A 17,416-nucleotide genomic window follows, 5' to 3' on the forward strand; every position below is an offset into this window, starting at 1 on the left:
CACGCCGTCGTCGAGGCGTAAACCAGCGTCCACCGCAACCCGTCCAACGTCCGTGACGACGGCCGACGCCCTTCTGACCAGGACGGGATGGCGATAGATGCGCACTGATTTGGGTCGGCCGACAACAGAAATATTTTTGATTTACAGAAATTTTACACTTGACACGAATTCTGAAAAACGGAACTGATTTGCCCGTCGGGTCGTTTTGACGCACTTAACCGTCATTGCGAGCGCAGCGAAGCAATCCATAGCGTGGCTTGGGGCAATGTGGATTGCTGCGCTCCGCTCGCAATGACGCGGAGAGGACGACATCCAAATCAAGCTGTCACTCCCCGATCAGCGTCAGCCACTCATCTTCGGTCAGCACGGCCACGCCCAGCTCACGGGCCTTTGTCAGTTTGGACCCCGCATCCTCGCCGGCAACGACATAGTCCGTCTTCTTCGACACCGAGCCCGCGACCTTGGCGCCGAGACGCTCCGCCACCGCCTTGGCTTCATCGCGGGTGAATTTGGTCAGCGAGCCCGTGAACACCACGGTCTTGTCCGACACCGGCGAGCTCTTGCGCGGCCGTTCGGCCGCCTTCACCTCGATCTCGCGCAGGAGTTCGCCGAGCGCCTTCACATTGCGCGGTTCGGCAAAGAACTCGACAACGGCGTCGGCCACGATCTCGCCGATGCCGCCGATATTGTTGAGGTCCTGATAGGCCTCGGTGGTGTTCTCGTCATCCTTCGTGCCCTTGGCGGCCGCCAGCATCGCCTCGCGAAAATTATCGATCGTGTGGTAATGCCGCGCCAGCAATTTGGCATTTCCCTCGCCGACGTGGCGGATCCCGAGCGCAAAGATCAGGCGATGCAGGTCGATGCTGCGGCGGGCGTCGATCGCGTTGAACAGATTGCGCACCGAGGTCTCGCCATAGCCCTCGCGTTGCATCAGCTTGCTGGTGGAGCGGGCGTCACGCTTCTGCAGCGTGAAGATGTCGACCGGCGACATCACGAGGCCGTCTTCGTAAAACTCCTGGATCTGCTTGTCGCCGAGGCCGTCGATATCGAACGCGAGCCGCGAGACGAAATGCTTCAGCCGCTCTGTCGCCTGCGCCGGGCAGATCAGGGCGCCGGTGCAGCGCCGCACCGCCTCGTCTTCCTCGCGCACCGCATGGCTGCCGCACACCGGACAAACCTCAGGAAATTTGTACGGCTTTGCGCTACTCGGCCGCTTGTCCATGACGACACTGACGATTTGCGGGATCACGTCGCCGGCGCGCTGCACGACGACCGTGTCGCCGACGCGGATATCGACGCCATCGCGGAGCGGACTGCCATCATTGCCGATGCCCTTGATGTAGTCCTCATTGTGCAGCGTCGCATTCTGCACGACGACACCGCCGACAGTGACCGGCGCCAGTCGTGCCACCGGCGTCAAAGCGCCGGTGCGGCCGACCTGGATGTCGATGCCGTTGAGAACGGTGGTCGCCTGCTCGGCTGCGAATTTATGCGCGATCGCCCAGCGCGGGCTCCGCGACACGAAGCCGAGACGGTCCTGCCAGTCGAGCCGGTCGACCTTGTAGACCACGCCGTCAATGTCATAGCCGAGCGAGGCACGCTCCTCGCCGATCTTGCTGTAGAATTTCAGGACATCTTCGACGTCCTTGCAGAGTTTGGTCCGTGGATTGACGACGAAACCGGCCTTGTCCATCCACTCCAGCATGCCGTGCTGGGTATCCGCCGGCCGCTCGCTCATCTCACCCCAGGTATAGGCAAAGAATTTCAGCGGCCGCGACGCGGTGATCGTAACATCCTTCTGGCGCAGCGAGCCCGCCGCCGAATTGCGCGGATTGGCAAACACCGTATCGTCAGCTTCCGCCTGCTTCTTGTTCAGCTCCAGAAAATCCTTCTTGAGCATGTAGACTTCGCCGCGCATTTCGCAGGCCGCCGGAATGTTGCGGCCCTTCAACGTGTGCGGAATATCCTTGATGGTGCGGACATTGGCGGTGACGTCCTCACCGGTAAAACCATCGCCGCGGGTCGCCGCGCGGACCAGTTCGCCGTCTTCGTAGCGCAGCGAGAGCGACAGGCCGTCGATCTTCGGTTCCGCGACCAGCGCCGGAATATGGTCGGCATCGAGCTTGAGAAAGCGCCTGACGCGATCGACGAATTCGGTGACGTCCTCGTCGCTGAAGGCGTTGCCGAGCGACAGCATGGGGACGGCGTGCTGCACTTTTGCGAACCCGCGCGCCGGCGCGGCGCCGACTTTTTGCGACGGCGAATCCGTCGTGACCAGATCGGGATACTTCGCCTCGATCGCCTCCAGCCGCTGACGCAATGCGTCATAAGCGGCATCCGAAACGGTCGGCGCATCCTTCTGATAGTAGCGCTCGTTATGCGCCTCGATTTCCAGTGCCAGCCGCATCAGCTCGACCTTGGCCTGGGCCTTGGTCAGCTTGGCGACGTCGACGAGCGGCTTCTTTGCTTTCACAGCCATCGCACCACGCCACCTTCACGCCGTCGCCGCGCGGAGCAGCCGGTCCGCCGCGGCTCTCGCTTCCGCGGTGATTTCCGCGCCGGCCAGCATCCGGGCGATTTCCTCGCGGCGGTGGTCGGCGGCGAGTGCGTTGACGCGGGTGGCGACGCGCTTGCCCTTGTCCATCGCGTCCTTGGAAATCAACAGATGATGGTTGGCTCTCGCGGCGACCTGCGGCGCGTGCGTCACCGCCATCACCTGGACTTTGCCGGCAAGCCGCGCCAGCCGGGCGCCGATGGCGTCCGCCACCGCGCCGCCGACGCCGGTATCGATTTCGTCGAACACCAGCGTGGGCGCCGAGCCGCGGTCGGACAGCACCACCTTGAGCGCCAGCAAGAAGCGCGACAGCTCGCCGCCGGAAGCGACCTTCATCATCGGCCCCGGCTTGGTGCCGGGATTGGTCTGGACCCAGAACTCGACGCGGTCGATGCCCTGCGGGCCCGGCGAAGCGGCGTCGGTCTCGACCTGCGCCATGAATTTTGCACGTTCGAGTTTCAGCGGCGCCAGTTCGGCGTTGACGGCCTTGTTGAGCTTTTCCGAAGCTTTGGTGCGGGCGGCGGAGAGTTTGGTTGCTGCCGCGGCATAGCGCCTGTCGGCTTCATCAGCGGCGGCTTCCAGCTTCTTCAATTGGTCCGCGCCGGCATCGATCAGCGCCACGTCGGAGGCATATTTCGCGGCCAGCGCCGCCAGCCCCTCGACCGGCGTCGAATATTTGCGCGAGGCGGCGCGCAGCGCGAACAGCCGCTCCTCGATCCGCTCCAGCTCGGCCGGATCGAAATCGGCGGCAATCAGCGCGGCGCTGAGATGCTGATCGGCCTCCTCCAGCGCGTTGATCGCGATATCGATCGCCTTCACCGCGGGCTCGACCAGCGCCGGCGAATTGGCGGCACGGCGTTCCAGCCGCCGCACCGCGGCCGCCAGCGCCGGCACCGGCGAATGGTTGCCGCCGACGGCCTCCTGCGCTTCGCGCAGGTCGCTGGCGATCTTTTCGCCCTGCATCATGGTGGTGCGGCGTTCGGCGAGTTCGGTTTCCTCGCCTTCCCGGGGCCGCAGCGCCTTCAATTCGTCGGAGGCGTGGCGGAGGTAGTCGGCTTCGCGGGCCGCGCGCTCCATGTCGGCGCGGTGGGCGTCGAGCGCGGCGTTGGCGGTGCGCCGGATATCCCACAGCGTTTCCAGCGCGGCCACGTCTTTTTCCAGCCCGGCGAAGGCGTCTAGCAGTTGCCGGTGGGTCGAGGCATCGACCAGCGCACGCTCGTCGTGCTGGCCGTGGATCTCGACCAGCGCAGCACCGACGGCTTTGAGCGTCTGCACGCTGATCGACTGATCGTTGATGAAGGCGCGGGTGCGCCCGTCGGCAAGCTGCACGCGGCGCAGGATCATTTCACCGGTATCGTCGAGGCCGTTTTCGGAAAGGATCTTTGCGGCCGGATGGCCCTTGGGCACGTCGAAGGTGGCGGTGACCTGTCCCTGCTCCACGCCATGGCGGACCAGCCCGGCGTCGCCGCGGCCGCCGAGCGCCAGCGCAAAGGCATCGAGCAGGATGGATTTGCCCGCGCCGGTCTCCCCGGTCAGCACCGCGAGGCCACGGGAAAACTCGATATCGAGCCGTTCGATCAGGACGATGTCACGGATCGACAGACGGGCCAGCATGCGAACTAAATTCCTAGCCGAGACCCATCTTCTTGAAGGCCCTGGAAATATAGGAACCCTGATTCTCGCTCGGCTCGAGACCGCCGGACTTTACTAGATTATAGGCGTCCTTGTACCAGCGACTGTCAGGAAAATTGTGCCCAAGCACGGCGGCGGCGGTTTGCGCTTCGCCGACGATGCCGATCGCTATGTAGCCCTCGGTGAGGCGGAACAGCGCTTCCTCGACGTGGCGGGTGGTCTGATAGCGGGTGACCACGGTCTTGAAGCGGTTGATCGCCGCGGTGTAGTCGCGCTTTTTCATATAATAGCGGCCGACATCCATTTCCTTGCCGGCAAGCTGGTCACGCCCGCCTTCGAGCTTGGCCTTGGCGCTGGTGGCGTATTCCGAGGTCGGATATTTGCGAATCACCTCTTCGAGCGCGGCGATCGCCTTTTCGGTGCGGCCCTGATCGCGCGAAATATCCGGGATCTGGTCATAATGCGAAGCCGCGATCAGGTATTGCGCGTAGGCGGCGTCGGGGCTGCCCGGATGCAGCGTAACGTAACGGGTCGCCGCGCCAATGCAGCCGTCATAATCGCCGGCTGAGTAGAACGAGTATGCCGACATCAGCAGCGATTTGCGCGCATAGTCGGAATAAGGATGCTGGCGGTCGACCTCTTCGAATTTCTTCGTCGCCGCCTTCGCATCCTTGCGCTGGTTCATCAGGTACAAGCCCTCATTGTAGAGCTTGTCCGCGGGCTCCTCGATGAAGGTGTCGTCCTTGGCGGTGAACTTGTCCCACAGCGAACCGGTGCCGCATCCGCTCAAGGGGACAGCCAGCGCGATCAGGCCCGCCGCGAGCCGGAGCGACCGGGCTGCCCGATGAAGGCGAGAAATACCCGCTGATTTGCATGGTTCGAGCGTCATACGCTGTGCCGACATGAAATGTGAGACCTGACGCCTTTTACGCAGTTGTAGCTACGCAGTTGGTAGCGGTGCGGTTGGTGGTTGAGCCCGTCCATCCATGAACCGCGGTCATGAACGCAATATTCCCCAAGCCCAATATTCCCTGGCCCCATATTCCCAAGCGCTCAGTATTCGTGGCGCCCTGTCTTGCAACCGCGGGCCTATCTAGCCGAAAAATGGTCCTTAACCAACCGAATACGCAGGCATTTCGCCCGGATTAAGGCGGCAAGACACCATCGTTACTAATTGTGGTTACTACGGAAATTGGAACGGGCGGCAAGAAAGCCGGCTTCGGCGCATCTCGAAATCGAAAGTCAGGACGTTTCGAAATCGAAAGTCAGGACACGTCCGGGCCATAGGCAGGGGCGACCATGCCGCCGACCATTCCGGCGCCGGCTTCGACGCGGGGGCGGCGTGCCGGTTCGGCCTCGACCACCCGCCAGGCGCTGCGATCGGCCATCAGGGCGGTCAGCACCGCGTGGTTGAGCTTGTGGCCGCCACGGGACGACCGGTAGGCGCCGAGCAGCGGCAGGCCGGCCAGCGCGAGATCGCCGATCACGTCCAGCACCTTGTGGCGGGCGCATTCGTCGCTGTAGCGCAGGCCTTCGGTGTTGAGCAGACGGGTCTCGTCGAACACCACCGAATTCTCAAAGGACGCGCCGAGCGCGAAACCGGCGCTCCAGAGCCGCGCCACGTCATTCATGCAGCCGAAGGTCCGGGCGCGGGAAATCTCGCGGCGGAAGCTTTCGGGGCTCAGATCGAGCGAATAGCTCTGGCGGCCGATCACCGGATTGGCGAAGTCGATCTCGACCTCGGCGCGGAAACCGTTGGCATAGGGGCGCAGTTCGCCAAAGGAATCACCGAGCGAGACTTGCACCGGCTTCAGCACCTGGATGAAGCGGCGCGCGGCGGACTGGGTCACGATGCCTGCCTGATCGATGGCGGCGACGAAGGCAGCCGCGCTGCCGTCCATGATCGGAACTTCCGGGCCGTCGACTTCGATGGTGGCGTTATCGACACCCATGCCCCGCAGCGCAGCAAGCACATGCTCGGCGGTGGAAACGAGCGGGCCCTGGCGGTCACCGAGTACGGTCGCAAAGTCGGTGGCGATCACGGATTCCGCGATCGCGGGAACTTCGCGGTCGGCATCGTCCAGACCGGTGCGGACAAAAATAAAACCTGCGTCGACAGGCGCAGGTCCGATGGTCAGATTAACCGGTAAACCGGAATGAACGCCGACACCTGTCACGGTGGCTTGCGACCGAAGCGTTGTCTGACGGCTGAACTTCATTCGATAATCGCCCGCTACCCGACTTTACCAAAAGACAGGAACTGTCCGCTTTCGCGTCGAATCTGCTTCCGGTATCCCCAAGTCACGGCAGACCATAGTCACTGCCCTCAAGCGCACAACTCACGCTTTTTTACCGATTGTTACCCTATCTCTGCCGCATTCGCGCCAAGGCTTAACCAAATTCCGGCGCGGTCCGGCCGCGGTCCGGCCGCCGCATCAGATCACGCAATTCATAATTAATCATTTAATATCAGTGACTTGATGACGAAGCTGTGAAGCCCGCATTGCCCAAGAAAAAGGCCCCGACGGGTTCCGCCGGGGCCTTTTGGGTTGCCTGAATTGTAACAAAACCTCAGTTGGACTGCCGCCGGAGGAAGGCCGGGATATCAAGATGGTCGTCGCCCTGTGGCGCCGGGGCAACAGGTGCGGGGCGGCCATGGACGTCCAGACCCTGCGGCGCCGGACGACGAGCATACTCCGATACCGGCTCGTTACCCATCTGCTGGGCGACGGAACGCTGCGGTTTGCGCTCGGGGAGCGGCGGCAGCGGCGCCATCGCCGGACCCGAGGCGCGGGCCGCGATCGGCGGCTCGCTCTCTTCATCGCGGCGGCCGAGGCCGACATTGGCCAGGCGCTGCAGCAGCGACAGCCGGGTCTTCTGCGGAGCATCCTCGTCCGTCTCGCCGCGGGCCTGCCGGATTTCGGCCTGGGCCGGCATCGGAAGGTCCTCGAACTTGGGCATCCGCGGGCTGCGGGACGGCGGACGTTCGGCCGCCTGCGGGATGAAGGTTTCCGGCAGCGCAGCCTGCGCTTCCGGCTCGGCGCGGGCCGCCTCGTTATGATCCGGGAACAGCGTCGGCTTCTGGGCAATCGGGCGAACCGTGACGTCGCCATAGGAGCCGGGCTGCAACGGCGCCTGGGCCTGCGGGACTTCCGGAGCAACGGCCGCGGCAATGGCGGCGAGCGCGGCACGCTCGACGCTGTTGGACGCGCGCTGCTGCGGGGCTGCGGCGGGAACCGGGGGTGGCGAGGCCTGCTGCACGGGCGCGGGGACCTCGTGCCTCTGGGCGCGGTCGGCAAGGCGCTGGTTGTCAGCGCGCAGCCGTGCGGTCAGATCGGCCAGGCGGGTGTCCGGCGTCGAGGCGGGCGCGTTGGTCACGACGGCAGCGGGTGCTGCCGCGTTGCGGGCGATCAGCGCCTGTTCGATGCCGGTGGCCACGACGGAGACGCGGATCACGCCGTCGAGGTTTTCGTCGAAGGTCGCGCCGACGATGATGTTGGCGTCCTGGTCGACTTCCTCGCGGATTCGGGTGGCGGCTTCGTCGACTTCGAACAGGGTCAGGTCCTTGCCGCCGGTGATCGAGATCAGCAGGCCGCGCGCACCCTTCATCGATGAGTCGTCGATCAGCGGATTGGCGATCGCAGCTTCAGCCGCGGTCAGCGCGCGCTTCTCGCCGGTGGCTTCGCCGGTGCCCATCATCGCCTTGCCCATCTCACGCATCACGGCGCGGACGTCGGCGAAGTCGAGGTTGATCAGGCCTTCCTTGACCATCAGGTCGGTGATGCAGGCGACGCCCGAATAGAGCACCTGGTCAGCCATCGCGAAGGCGTCGGCGAAGGTGGTCTTTTCGTTGGCGACCCGGAACAGGTTCTGGTTCGGGATGATCAGGAGCGTGTCGACCACCTTGTGCAGTTCGGCAATGCCCGATTCGGCGGTGCGCATGCGGCGCTGGCCTTCGAAGTGGAACGGCTTCGTCACCACGCCGACGGTGAGGATGCCCATCTCGCGCGCGGTCTTGGCGATCACGGGCGCTGCACCGGTGCCGGTGCCGCCGCCCATGCCGGCGGTGACGAACACCATGTTGGCGCCGGTGAGATGATCGCGAAGCTCGTCGATGACCTCTTGCGCCGCGGCCGCGCCGACATCGGGCTGCGATCCGGCGCCGAGGCCCTGGGTCACTTGCGTGCCCATCTGCACGATGCGCTGTGCCTTGGACATGGTCAGCGCCTGCGCGTCGGTATTGGCGACGACGAAATCGACGCCCTGCAACCCGGCAGTGATCATGTTGTTGACGGCATTGCCGCCTGCTCCACCGACGCCGAAGACGGTGATCCGTGGTTTCAGCTCGCTGATGTCAGGGGGTGTCAGATTGAGTGCCATGGTTGCCTCTCGATTATAACGCGCGCGTTGGTTCGCCCCGGCCGACGGCCGCAGGAGTTGATAATTGTCGTTTGGTATGAAGACCGGTCATCAGAAGCCCTCTCGCAGCCATCGTCCGACCCTTCCGAAATAGCCGTCAGTCCCTGTCCTGAGCTGCCGCGTATGCCGCGGTTCGACGTGTTCAAGGTGTGCGTATTGCGGGTAGACCAGGAGGCCCGCGGGCACCGCGAACGAAGCGCTCTTGGCCTCATTGGGCAGCCGGCCGAAGCCGAGCGGGCGGCCGATCCGGACCGGCCGGTTGAGAATGCGGGTGGCGAGTTCGACGGTACCGGTGAGCTGGGACGCGCCGCCGCTCAGGACAACCCGCGCCCGCGGCTCTGCCGCAAAGGGGGAATCCGCGAGCCGGTCCCGGACCATTTCAAAGATCTCCTCGGCGCGATGCCGGACGATGTTCGCGATCGTGGCGCGCGAGACGATCTGCGGCGCATCGCGCTCGTCATCGCCTGCGGTGGGTACGGACATCAGCTCGCGCGCGTCTGACCCGCCGGTCAGCACGGTGCCGTATAAGGTCTTGATTCGCTCGGCATCCGCAATGCAGGCGCCGACGCCGCGTGCAAGATCCATCGTCATGTGTTGCCCGCCGACCGCAAACCCCGAGGCGTGCACAAAGCGCCCGGCCGAATAGGTCGCGATCGTGGTCGATCCGGCGCCCATCTCGACCACGGCGGCGCCGATGTCGGCTTCGTCGTCGGTGAGCACCGAAAGGCCGGCCACATAAGGACTTGCCGCCATGGCTTCGACGTTGAGATGGCAGCGCTCGACCACCAGCATCAGGTTCTTGGCCACCGTCGCATCCGCCGTCACGACGTTCATGTCGACGCCGAACTGTCGCGCCACCATGCCGCGGGGATCGCGGATGCCCTTGACGCCATCCAGCGTGTAGCTGACCGGCAGCGCATGCAGCACGGTGCGGCCTTCGCCGGTGGCGTGGCGCATGCCGGTGGACGTCACGCGGGTGACATCTTCCGAGGTGACCGAGCCGCCTCTGATATCGGCGGCGGCTTCGACCAGCTGGCCCTGCAGCCGGCCGCCGGAGACCGACAGCAAAACGGATTCGACGCGGACCTTGGCCATGCGTTCGGCCAGCGCCACCGCCTGGCGCACCGCCTGTTCGCATTCGGCCAGATCGACCACCGCGCCGGCCTTGACGCCGCGCGACTGGATCTGGCTGTAACCGATCAGCTCGACCGCGTGGCTGCGGCCGCGCAGCGCCTCGTTCGGCGGCGATGGCTTCAGCCGCGCGATCATGCAGGCGATCTTGCTGGTACCGATGTCGAGCGAGGCCACCAGCGCGGTGCGCTTCTGCGCCATCGGCCGCGTCTTCGGGGTCTGGTTGCGATCGAGGCCGGTCATGCTGCGTCACCGGCTTTTTTCTTGGTCTTCTTGTCCTTGAACAGTTCCTCGCGGGCCTTCGCCGCCTCTTCGGACAACAGCACCGTCAGCCGGTCCGGCAGGCGCATGTCGACCACGACGATGTCGCGGGAGAACAGCCTGTCCTCCTTGTCGAGCTTGCTCAGCAGCGCCAGCGCATTGCCGACGTCGTGTTCCGGCAGGCGGATATCGAGACCATCCTTGAGGCGCAGGTTCCAGCGCCGTTCGCCGACATAGATCGCAGCCTTGGTCACGCTGCGGACCTGCGGATAGCGATCCAGCAGCGCCAGGAAGTCGCGCGCCTTGTCGGCGGCACCCTTGCCCACCACCAGCGGCAGCGAAATGAATCGCCGCGACATATAGGGTTCGAGCACCGCGCCATCCTCGGCGATGACGGACAGCCGGCCGTCCTGCTGCCACAGCGCGAACGCGGTACGCTCGACGATGTCGATCTGCAGCCGGCCGGGATAGAGCTTCAGGATCGCGGCGTCCGATATCCAGGGATTGGTCTTGAGCTTGTCGCGCACGGTGGCGGCATCGAGGAACAGCAGCGAGGAACGGCCGTTGACGCCGCCGATCGCGAGCACTTCATCCTGGCTCAGCTGCTTGCGGCCGTTGATGGCCACCTCGGTGATGCGGAAACCGGCCGAATTCGCCAGCGCGTTGCGGGTATCGCTGAGCGCACCGACGAACTCGTCGACATGGCCGCCCTTGACGACACCAAGCGAGGCGCTGCCGAGCAGCATCAGCACGGTCAGGGCGACGCCGGCACGGTTCGGCAGGTAACGTTCGAGCAGAAGGATCAGGCGGTTCGGCGGTTCGCGGTCGATCGCCCGCTTCGCCCGCACGCGGGCGCGAAGGCCCAGCCGCTCGCGCAACAGCACGACCGCTCCGATAGCGGCGGCTTTCAGGTCAGCTTGGGGCCCCAGCGATCGCAGCGATCGAGCGAGGCGTCCTGCACCATCCATTGCACGAGCTCGTCAAAAAGTTGTTCCCGCAAAAAGGCTTGCGGGCTCTGGCGCACGTGATGTCTCGGTGATGCCGGGATGGGTTAAGACCTCGGTTGTGAGGAGGCCATTTTTCCCTCGATGCGATCGTCGAAGCGGAAATCCGCAACAGCTTACGCCCCGGCAGCCAAGCGCCACATGCGCCGCCAGCGTTAACCTTCGGACTTCCTGGTAAACAAAGGGTAAATCTGGCCGGTCAGAGGCGTGTTTTGAGCAGCCTTGTGAGTAGTTTGCCGGGCATTGGTTAGGATTTTAGTAATATTTCATCCGGCCGGGGCGGGTTCCCTCACCTGACGCATTAACTTGGCGAATCACCCCCGCCTGTCGACACGCTTCTCGGCCAGTACGATCTGGTCGCGCAGGAAATCGGAAAAATCGATTCCCTGGGCCTTCAGCGCCTTCGGATACAGCGAGGCCGCGGTCAGTCCCGGCAAGGTGTTGGTCTCGAGGTAGATCAACCCCTTGGCCGAGACGATGAAATCGCTCCTGGAATAGCCGCTGCACGAGAGTGCCCGGTGCGCCCGGTGCGCCTGGTCCATCAAGGCCGCGGTAATCGCGGGCGAAAACCGGCCCGGACAGATCTCCTGGGTCGATTTGAGCAGATACTTGGCCGTGTAGTCGAACGCACCCTCGCCCGGAATGATCTCGACCGGCGGCAGCGCCATGATGGTGCCGTCGGAGCGTTCCAACACGCCACAAGTGGCTTCGACGCCGGAAACGAATGCCTCGATCAGATATTCCTCGGACTTGGCGGCGTTACGGACCGCGACGAGATCCTGCTTGGCGTTGACGAAGATCAGGCCGTAGCTCGATCCGTCCCGCGCCGGTTTCGCAATCAGCTTGCCGTATTCGGCAAACGCGGCATCGATATCGTCGAGCGCGATGCCTACCGGCGTCTCCACGCCCGCAATCGCCGCGAAGCGCTTGGCCGCGGTCTTGTCGAAGGCCAGATTTGAAGACGCCGAGCCGGATCCCGTGAAGGGAATGCCGCGCATTTCGCACATCGCCTGCAGTTCACCGTTCTCCGCCCTGCCCCCGTGCAGGCCGAGCACCAGCACGCGATCTTCGGCTTTCGCTTTATCGAGCGCCGCTTCGAATGCGATGCCGCGATTACCGGGCTCGAACTCGTCCTCGAACGGCCGCTGGTGATTGAGCAGGGCTTCCGACTTCACGTCGTGCACGGTGTCGGCGACATGCCAGAACCACAGGTCCGCCTCCGGCAAGGCGCGATGCAGCGCCTGCGCGCTCGCCACCGAAACCAGCCGCTCCTTGTTGGTGCCGCCGAAGAGAATGGTAATCCGCATCAGCCTTGCTCGATTCCAGGTTGTCCGATTCCGATCCGCTTGATTTCCCAGTGTAACTCGATTCCGGAATTTTCCTTAACCCGCGCGCGCACGGTTTCACCCAGCGTTTCAATGTCATGCCCGGTCGCGTTGCCAGTATTGATCAAGAAGTTGCAGTGCATTTCCGACACCTGTGCGCCGCCGATGCGCAAGCCGCGGCAGCCAGCGGCATCGATCAACTTCCAGGCGCTGTTGCCGGGCGGGTTCTTGAAGGTCGATCCCCCCGTCTTTTCGCGGATCGGCTGCGCGGTCTCGCGATGGGTCTGCACTTCCTCCATCCGTGCCCGAATGGCCTCGGGCGCGGCAATGGCGCCGCGAAAGCGCGCGGAAGTGAAGATGATGGCAGGATCAACGCCGCTGTTGCGATAGACGAACTTCATGTCGGCATTGGTGAAGGTGTGCTTCCTGCCGTCGCGGCCGATGCCGGTGGCCTCGATCAGGACGTCCTTGGTCTCGCCGCCGTTGGCGCCGGCATTCATGCGCAGCGCGCCGCCGATCGTGCCGGGAATGCCGAACAGGAATTCCATGCCGCCGATAGTGGCTGATGCCGCGGTTTCCGCCACGCGCTTGTCGAGCGCGGCGGTGCCTGCGACCACAATGTCGCCTTCCGCGCGGGTCTCGCCGAACGCGCGCGGCGACAAGCGGATCACGACGCCGGGAATGCCGCCATCGCGCACGATCAGGTTGGAGCCGACGCCGACGACATAGACCGGCAATTCGTTCGGCAGGTTCTTCAGGAAGTACGCGAGATCGTCTTCATCCGACGGCGTGAACAGCAGCTGCGCCGGACCGCCGACGCGAAACCAGGTCAGCTCGGCGAGCGACTGGTTCGCCAGCAGCCGCCCGCGCAGGCCGGGCATCGCGGATTTGAGATCGGGGGTGATGTCGGGGAAGGTCAACGGAATTCTCTCGGTTCGTCATGGCCGGGCTGGCTCTTCCCATTCCCTCCCCCCTTGCGGGGGAGGGTTAGGGAGAGGGGTAAGCCACGCGCACCGCCGTTGCCGCCACCCCTCTCCCCAGCCCTCCCCCGCAAGGGGGGAGGGAGCCGAGTGTGCCGAGTCTCAACTGCGGTGTTCATCAACGCCACCCTCACCCCAGCGCCTTCAGTTCGCCGGGCAGCGCGTAGGCCCATTGGGTGATGTTGCCGGCGCCGAGGCAGACCACGTAATCGCCATTGCCTGCGATGCCGCTGATCACCTTGGCCAGTTCGGAAGAGTTTTGCAGCGGAATCACCTCGCGATGGCCGTGGGCGCGCAGGCCGAGCACGAAATGGTCGCGGTCGATGCCTTCGATCGGCGCCTCGCCGGCCGGATAGACTTCGGCGACGACGACCGCATCGGCGTCGTTGAAGCAGGTACAAAATTCCTCGAACAGCGATTGCAGCCGGGTGAAGCGATGCGGCTGCACCACGGCGACGATCTTGCCGTTGGTGGATTCGCGCGCCGCCTTCAGCACCGCTGCGATCTCGACCGGATGATGGCCGTAATCGTCGATGATGGTGACGCCGTTCCATTCGCCTGTCTTGGTGAAGCGCCGCTTGACGCCGCCAAAGCCCGCCATCGCCTTGCGGATCACCTCGCCGGAAATGCCGAGTTCATGCGCCACCGCGATCGCCGCCGTCGCATTCGATGCGTTGTGGCGTCCCGGCATCGGCAGCATGATGTCGGATATCTCATGCGTGGCGCCGGTCTTGCGGTTGCGGAACACGACCTTGAACTTCGAGCCGCCGCCCATCGGCGTGAGATCGACCAGCCGCACATCAGCCTGCGGGTTCTCGCCATAGGTGATGATGCGGCGATCCTCGATCTTGCCGACGAGGGTCTGCACCACGGGATGATCGGTGCACATCACGGCAAAGCCGTAGAACGGCACGTTCTCGACGAAATTGCGGAATGCATCCTGGATCGCCTCGAAAGTGTTGAAGTGATCGAGATGCTCGGGATCGATGTTGGTGACGATCACGACGTCGGACGGCAGCTTCAGGAACGTGCCGTCGCTCTCGTCGGCCTCCACCACCATCCAGTCGCCCGCGCCCAATCGCGCATTGGAGCCATAAGCATTGATGATGCCGCCGTTGATCACGGTCGGATCGAGGTCGCCGGCATCGAGCAGCGTTGCTACCATCGTCGTCGTGGTGGTCTTGCCATGGGTGCCGGCGATCGCAACACAGCTCTTCAGCCGCATCAGTTCGGCCAGCATTTCGGCGCGGCGCACCACGGGAATGCGCTGGGCACGCGCCGCCATCAGTTCGGGATTATCGCGCTTGATCGCGGTCGAGACCACCACCACGTCGGCGCCGTCGACATTCTCGGCCTTGTGGCCGACCGAGACTGATATGCCCTTGTCGCGCAGCCGCGTGACGTTGCCGCTTTCAGAGGCGTCCGAACCCTGCACGGTATAGCCGAGATTGCTCAGGACTTCGGCGATGCCGCTCATGCCAATGCCGCCGATCCCGACGAAGTGGATGGGTCCGATCTCGCGCGGCAGTCTCATGGCATTCTCACCTTCGTCATGCCCGGGCTTGTCCCGGGCATCCACGACTTCTACGTCACTTCATGCAAGACGTGGATGGCCGGGACAAGCCCGGCCATGACGCAAAAACAATGAAAATCGACCGTCGCGGCCTAGATTCCGGCAACTTTCTGCACCAGATCGGCCAGCCGCCCGGCCGCGTCCAGCCTGCCCACGGTGCGGGAGGCGGCGGCCATCTCGGTCAGCTTCGCCGGCTCGGCGGCGAATGCGGAAATTTCAGCAGCCAGGCGGTCCGGCGTGAACTCCGCCTGCGCGATGCGCAGCGCGCCGCCGACCTTGGCCAGCACGCCGGCATTGGCGAACTGGTCCTGATCGATCGCGCCGGGCAGCGGCACCAGGATCGAGGGCCGGCCGATCGCGGCGAGCTCGGCCACCGTGCCGGCGCCGGAGCGCGAGACCACCAGATGGCTGGACGCCAGCCGCGCCGGCAGATCGCTGAAGAACGGCGCCAGCTCAGCATCGATCTTGAGCCGGTCGTAGACCGCGCGCACCCGCGCCATATCCTCTTCGCGCACTTGCTGCGTCAGCATCAGCCGACTCCACAGCACCGGCTCCAGCCGTTCGATCGCCGGTGGCACGATGTCGCTCATTACGCGCGCGCCCTGGCTGCCGCCGACCACCAGCAACCGAAGGGGTCCGTTCGCCTCCGGCGACGCAAAGGGTATCGCGGCGGCGGCCAGGATCGCCGGACGCATCGGCGTGCCCACCGTCGTTGCCTTGCCAGCCAGCGCCGGATCGCGGTCGAGCACGCCCGGCAGCGAGGTCGCGATCGCGTTGACTCGGCTTGAGAGAAACCGGTTGGCGCGGCCGAGCACCGCGTTGGCGTCGTGGATGAGACTGGGCACGCCGAGCAACCTGGCCGCCATCAGCGGCGGCAGCGTCGGATAACCGCCGAAGCCGATCACGGCTGATGGCTTCAGCCGCCGCACCAGGTTGAGCGCTATGAGGCCGCCATAACCGAGCATGACAGCGGTGCGTGCCAGCGCGATCGGATTGCGGCCGCGCACGGTCTCGCTCGGGACCACGTCGATATTGTCATTGGCCCTGGAGAACAGGCCGCTGTAGCGCAGCGCGCGGGCATCGGTCGCAAGCCGCACGCGAAAACCGCGTTTGATCAGCTCGACGCCGAGCGCTTCGGCCGGAAACAAATGGCCGCCGGTACCGCCGGCGGCGAGCAGGATCAGAGGTGCGTTTTTTTCCATGGAAGGTCTTTTACAAGCAACAAGCCGTCATTGCGAGCGCAGCGAAGCAATCCATAGCGCGGCATAACGGATGGGTGGATTGCTTCGTCGCTATCGCTCCTCGCAATGACGAGGAGATACCTTCACCGCCTACGCGTAACTCCGCACCGCGTTGGCATTGTTCTGCGACTCGATCTCGGTGCGCGGGCGCTGCCGCGTCAGCGCCAGCATCATGCCGACGCCGTAGGCCAGCGAGATGATCGAGGAGCCGCCATAGGAGATGAACGGCAGCGTCATGCCCTTGGCCGGGATCAGCTGCAGATTGACCGCCATGTTGATCGCGGCTTGCACGCCGAACAGGATGGCGAGGCCGGAAGCGGCGAACCGCGAGAACATGTCCTCGCTGGCATAGGCGCGCAGCAATGTGCGGATCACGACAAAGGCGAACAATGCCACCAGTGCCAGGCACAGGATGATGCCGAACTCTTCGGCCGCCACCGCGAACACGAAGTCGGTGTGGCTGTCCGGCAGGCTGCGCTTGGCGATGCCTTCGCCGGGCCCGAGCCCGAACCAGCCGCCGTTCCAGAACGCATCCATCGCCATGTCGAGCTGGAACGTATCGCCCGAGCCGGGATTCATGAAGCGTTTGATGCGGTGCGCGACGTGCGGCACCAGCAGATACGCGCCGAACAAGCCAGCGGCGGCAGCGCCGGCAAGACCGGCCACCCAGATCATCCGCATGCCCGCGATGAAGAACAGCGCGCCCCACACCATCAGGATCAGCATGGTCTGGCCGAAATCCGGCTCCATCACCAGGAGCGACACCAGCAGCAACAGCAGCACCATCGCCATCGAGGTCGCCGGCATCTCCGGACGTTTGGTCGATTCCGCAAACAGCCACGCCGCGACCACGACAAAAGCCGGCTTGGCGGATTCCGAGGCCTGGATATTGACGCCGAGCAACGTGATCCAGCGCCGCGAACCCTTGACCTCGGCGCCGAACATCAGTGTCGCCACGATCAGCACGATCGAGACCGCGAATATCAGCAGCGCCCCACGGCGGATGTGCTTCGGGGACATGAAGGATACCCCGATCAGCACGATGAAGGACGGCAGCAGGAACATCACGTGCCGGTTGAAGAAGTGGAAGGGATCGAGCCCGATCCTTGTCGCCACCGGCGGGCTCGCCGCCAGCGACAGGATGAGGCCGCCCACGACCAGCGCGATGATCGCCGCGAGCAGCAGTCTATCCACGGTCCACCACCATTCCGAGAATGGGGTGCGTTGGTCACGGGCGAGCATGGGCGTCCCCAAATGGCAGAGGTAACATCCATTGGTGGCGGAGGATGGTTTCCA

Annotated in this window: 12 protein-coding genes and 1 pseudogene; all 13 read right to left on the reverse strand. The window is 64.5% G+C overall.

The features are described from left to right. Window positions 1–325: 325 nt before the first annotated feature. Window positions 326–2,479, reverse strand: coding sequence for an NAD-dependent DNA ligase LigA (ligA, locus tag JQ575_RS14010; RefSeq protein WP_212033772.1), 2,154 nt, complete (start codon window positions 2,477–2,479; stop codon window positions 326–328). 15 nt (window positions 2,480–2,494) lie between these two features. Further along, window positions 2,495–4,168 (reverse strand): DNA repair protein RecN, encoded by a 1,674-nt coding sequence (gene recN / locus JQ575_RS14015; protein WP_212033773.1) that lies wholly within the window; start codon window positions 4,166–4,168, stop codon window positions 2,495–2,497. Window positions 4,169–4,181: 13 nt separating this feature from the next. After that, the gene (locus JQ575_RS14020; RefSeq protein WP_192738059.1) at window positions 4,182–5,090 is read right to left on the reverse strand and encodes an outer membrane protein assembly factor BamD; all 909 of its coding nucleotides are present in this window, start codon (window positions 5,088–5,090) and stop codon (window positions 4,182–4,184) included. A 361-nt stretch (window positions 5,091–5,451) separates the two neighbouring features. Then, on the reverse strand, window positions 5,452–6,405 hold the full coding sequence (lpxC, locus tag JQ575_RS14025; protein WP_212033774.1) for a UDP-3-O-acyl-N-acetylglucosamine deacetylase: 954 nt from the start codon (window positions 6,403–6,405) through the stop codon (window positions 5,452–5,454). A gap of 352 nt (window positions 6,406–6,757) precedes the next feature. Next, window positions 6,758–8,566: a cell division protein FtsZ gene (gene ftsZ, locus JQ575_RS14030; RefSeq protein WP_212033775.1), complete on the reverse strand. Its 1,809-nt coding sequence runs from the start codon at window positions 8,564–8,566 to the stop codon at window positions 6,758–6,760. A gap of 90 nt (window positions 8,567–8,656) precedes the next feature. Next, entirely contained in the window at window positions 8,657–9,979 is a 1,323-nt protein-coding gene (ftsA, locus tag JQ575_RS14035) for a cell division protein FtsA (protein WP_192738062.1), read from the reverse strand. Continuing rightward, on the reverse strand, window positions 9,976–10,965 hold the full coding sequence (locus JQ575_RS14040) for a cell division protein FtsQ/DivIB (RefSeq protein WP_212033776.1): 990 nt from the start codon (window positions 10,963–10,965) through the stop codon (window positions 9,976–9,978). Before JQ575_RS14040 ends, ftsA begins: the two co-directional genes overlap by 4 nt. Next, window positions 10,905–11,238: pseudogene (locus JQ575_RS44595) on the reverse strand (D-alanine--D-alanine ligase); the annotation flags it as partial. The pseudogene JQ575_RS44595 and the gene JQ575_RS14040, both read right to left, overlap by 61 nt. 77 nt (window positions 11,239–11,315) lie before the next feature. After that, window positions 11,316–12,308: a D-alanine--D-alanine ligase gene (locus tag JQ575_RS14045; RefSeq protein WP_212033777.1), complete on the reverse strand. Its 993-nt coding sequence runs from the start codon at window positions 12,306–12,308 to the stop codon at window positions 11,316–11,318. Further along, window positions 12,308–13,246, reverse strand: coding sequence for a UDP-N-acetylmuramate dehydrogenase (gene murB, locus JQ575_RS14050; protein ID WP_212033778.1), 939 nt, complete (start codon window positions 13,244–13,246; stop codon window positions 12,308–12,310). Before murB ends, JQ575_RS14045 begins: the two co-directional genes overlap by 1 nt. 190 nt (window positions 13,247–13,436) lie before the next feature. After that, on the reverse strand, window positions 13,437–14,840 hold the full coding sequence (murC, locus tag JQ575_RS14055) for a UDP-N-acetylmuramate--L-alanine ligase (protein WP_212033779.1): 1,404 nt from the start codon (window positions 14,838–14,840) through the stop codon (window positions 13,437–13,439). Window positions 14,841–14,971: 131 nt separating this feature from the next. After that, window positions 14,972–16,081: an undecaprenyldiphospho-muramoylpentapeptide beta-N-acetylglucosaminyltransferase gene (murG, locus tag JQ575_RS14060; protein ID WP_212033780.1), complete on the reverse strand. Its 1,110-nt coding sequence runs from the start codon at window positions 16,079–16,081 to the stop codon at window positions 14,972–14,974. A gap of 129 nt (window positions 16,082–16,210) precedes the next feature. Beyond that, on the reverse strand, window positions 16,211–17,362 hold the full coding sequence (ftsW, locus tag JQ575_RS14065; protein ID WP_212033781.1) for a putative lipid II flippase FtsW: 1,152 nt from the start codon (window positions 17,360–17,362) through the stop codon (window positions 16,211–16,213). Between the last annotated feature and the right edge of the window lie 54 nt (window positions 17,363–17,416).

Source organism: Bradyrhizobium sp. JYMT SZCCT0428 (assembly GCF_018131075.1).
Taxonomy (GTDB): Bacteria; Pseudomonadota; Alphaproteobacteria; order Rhizobiales; family Xanthobacteraceae; genus Bradyrhizobium.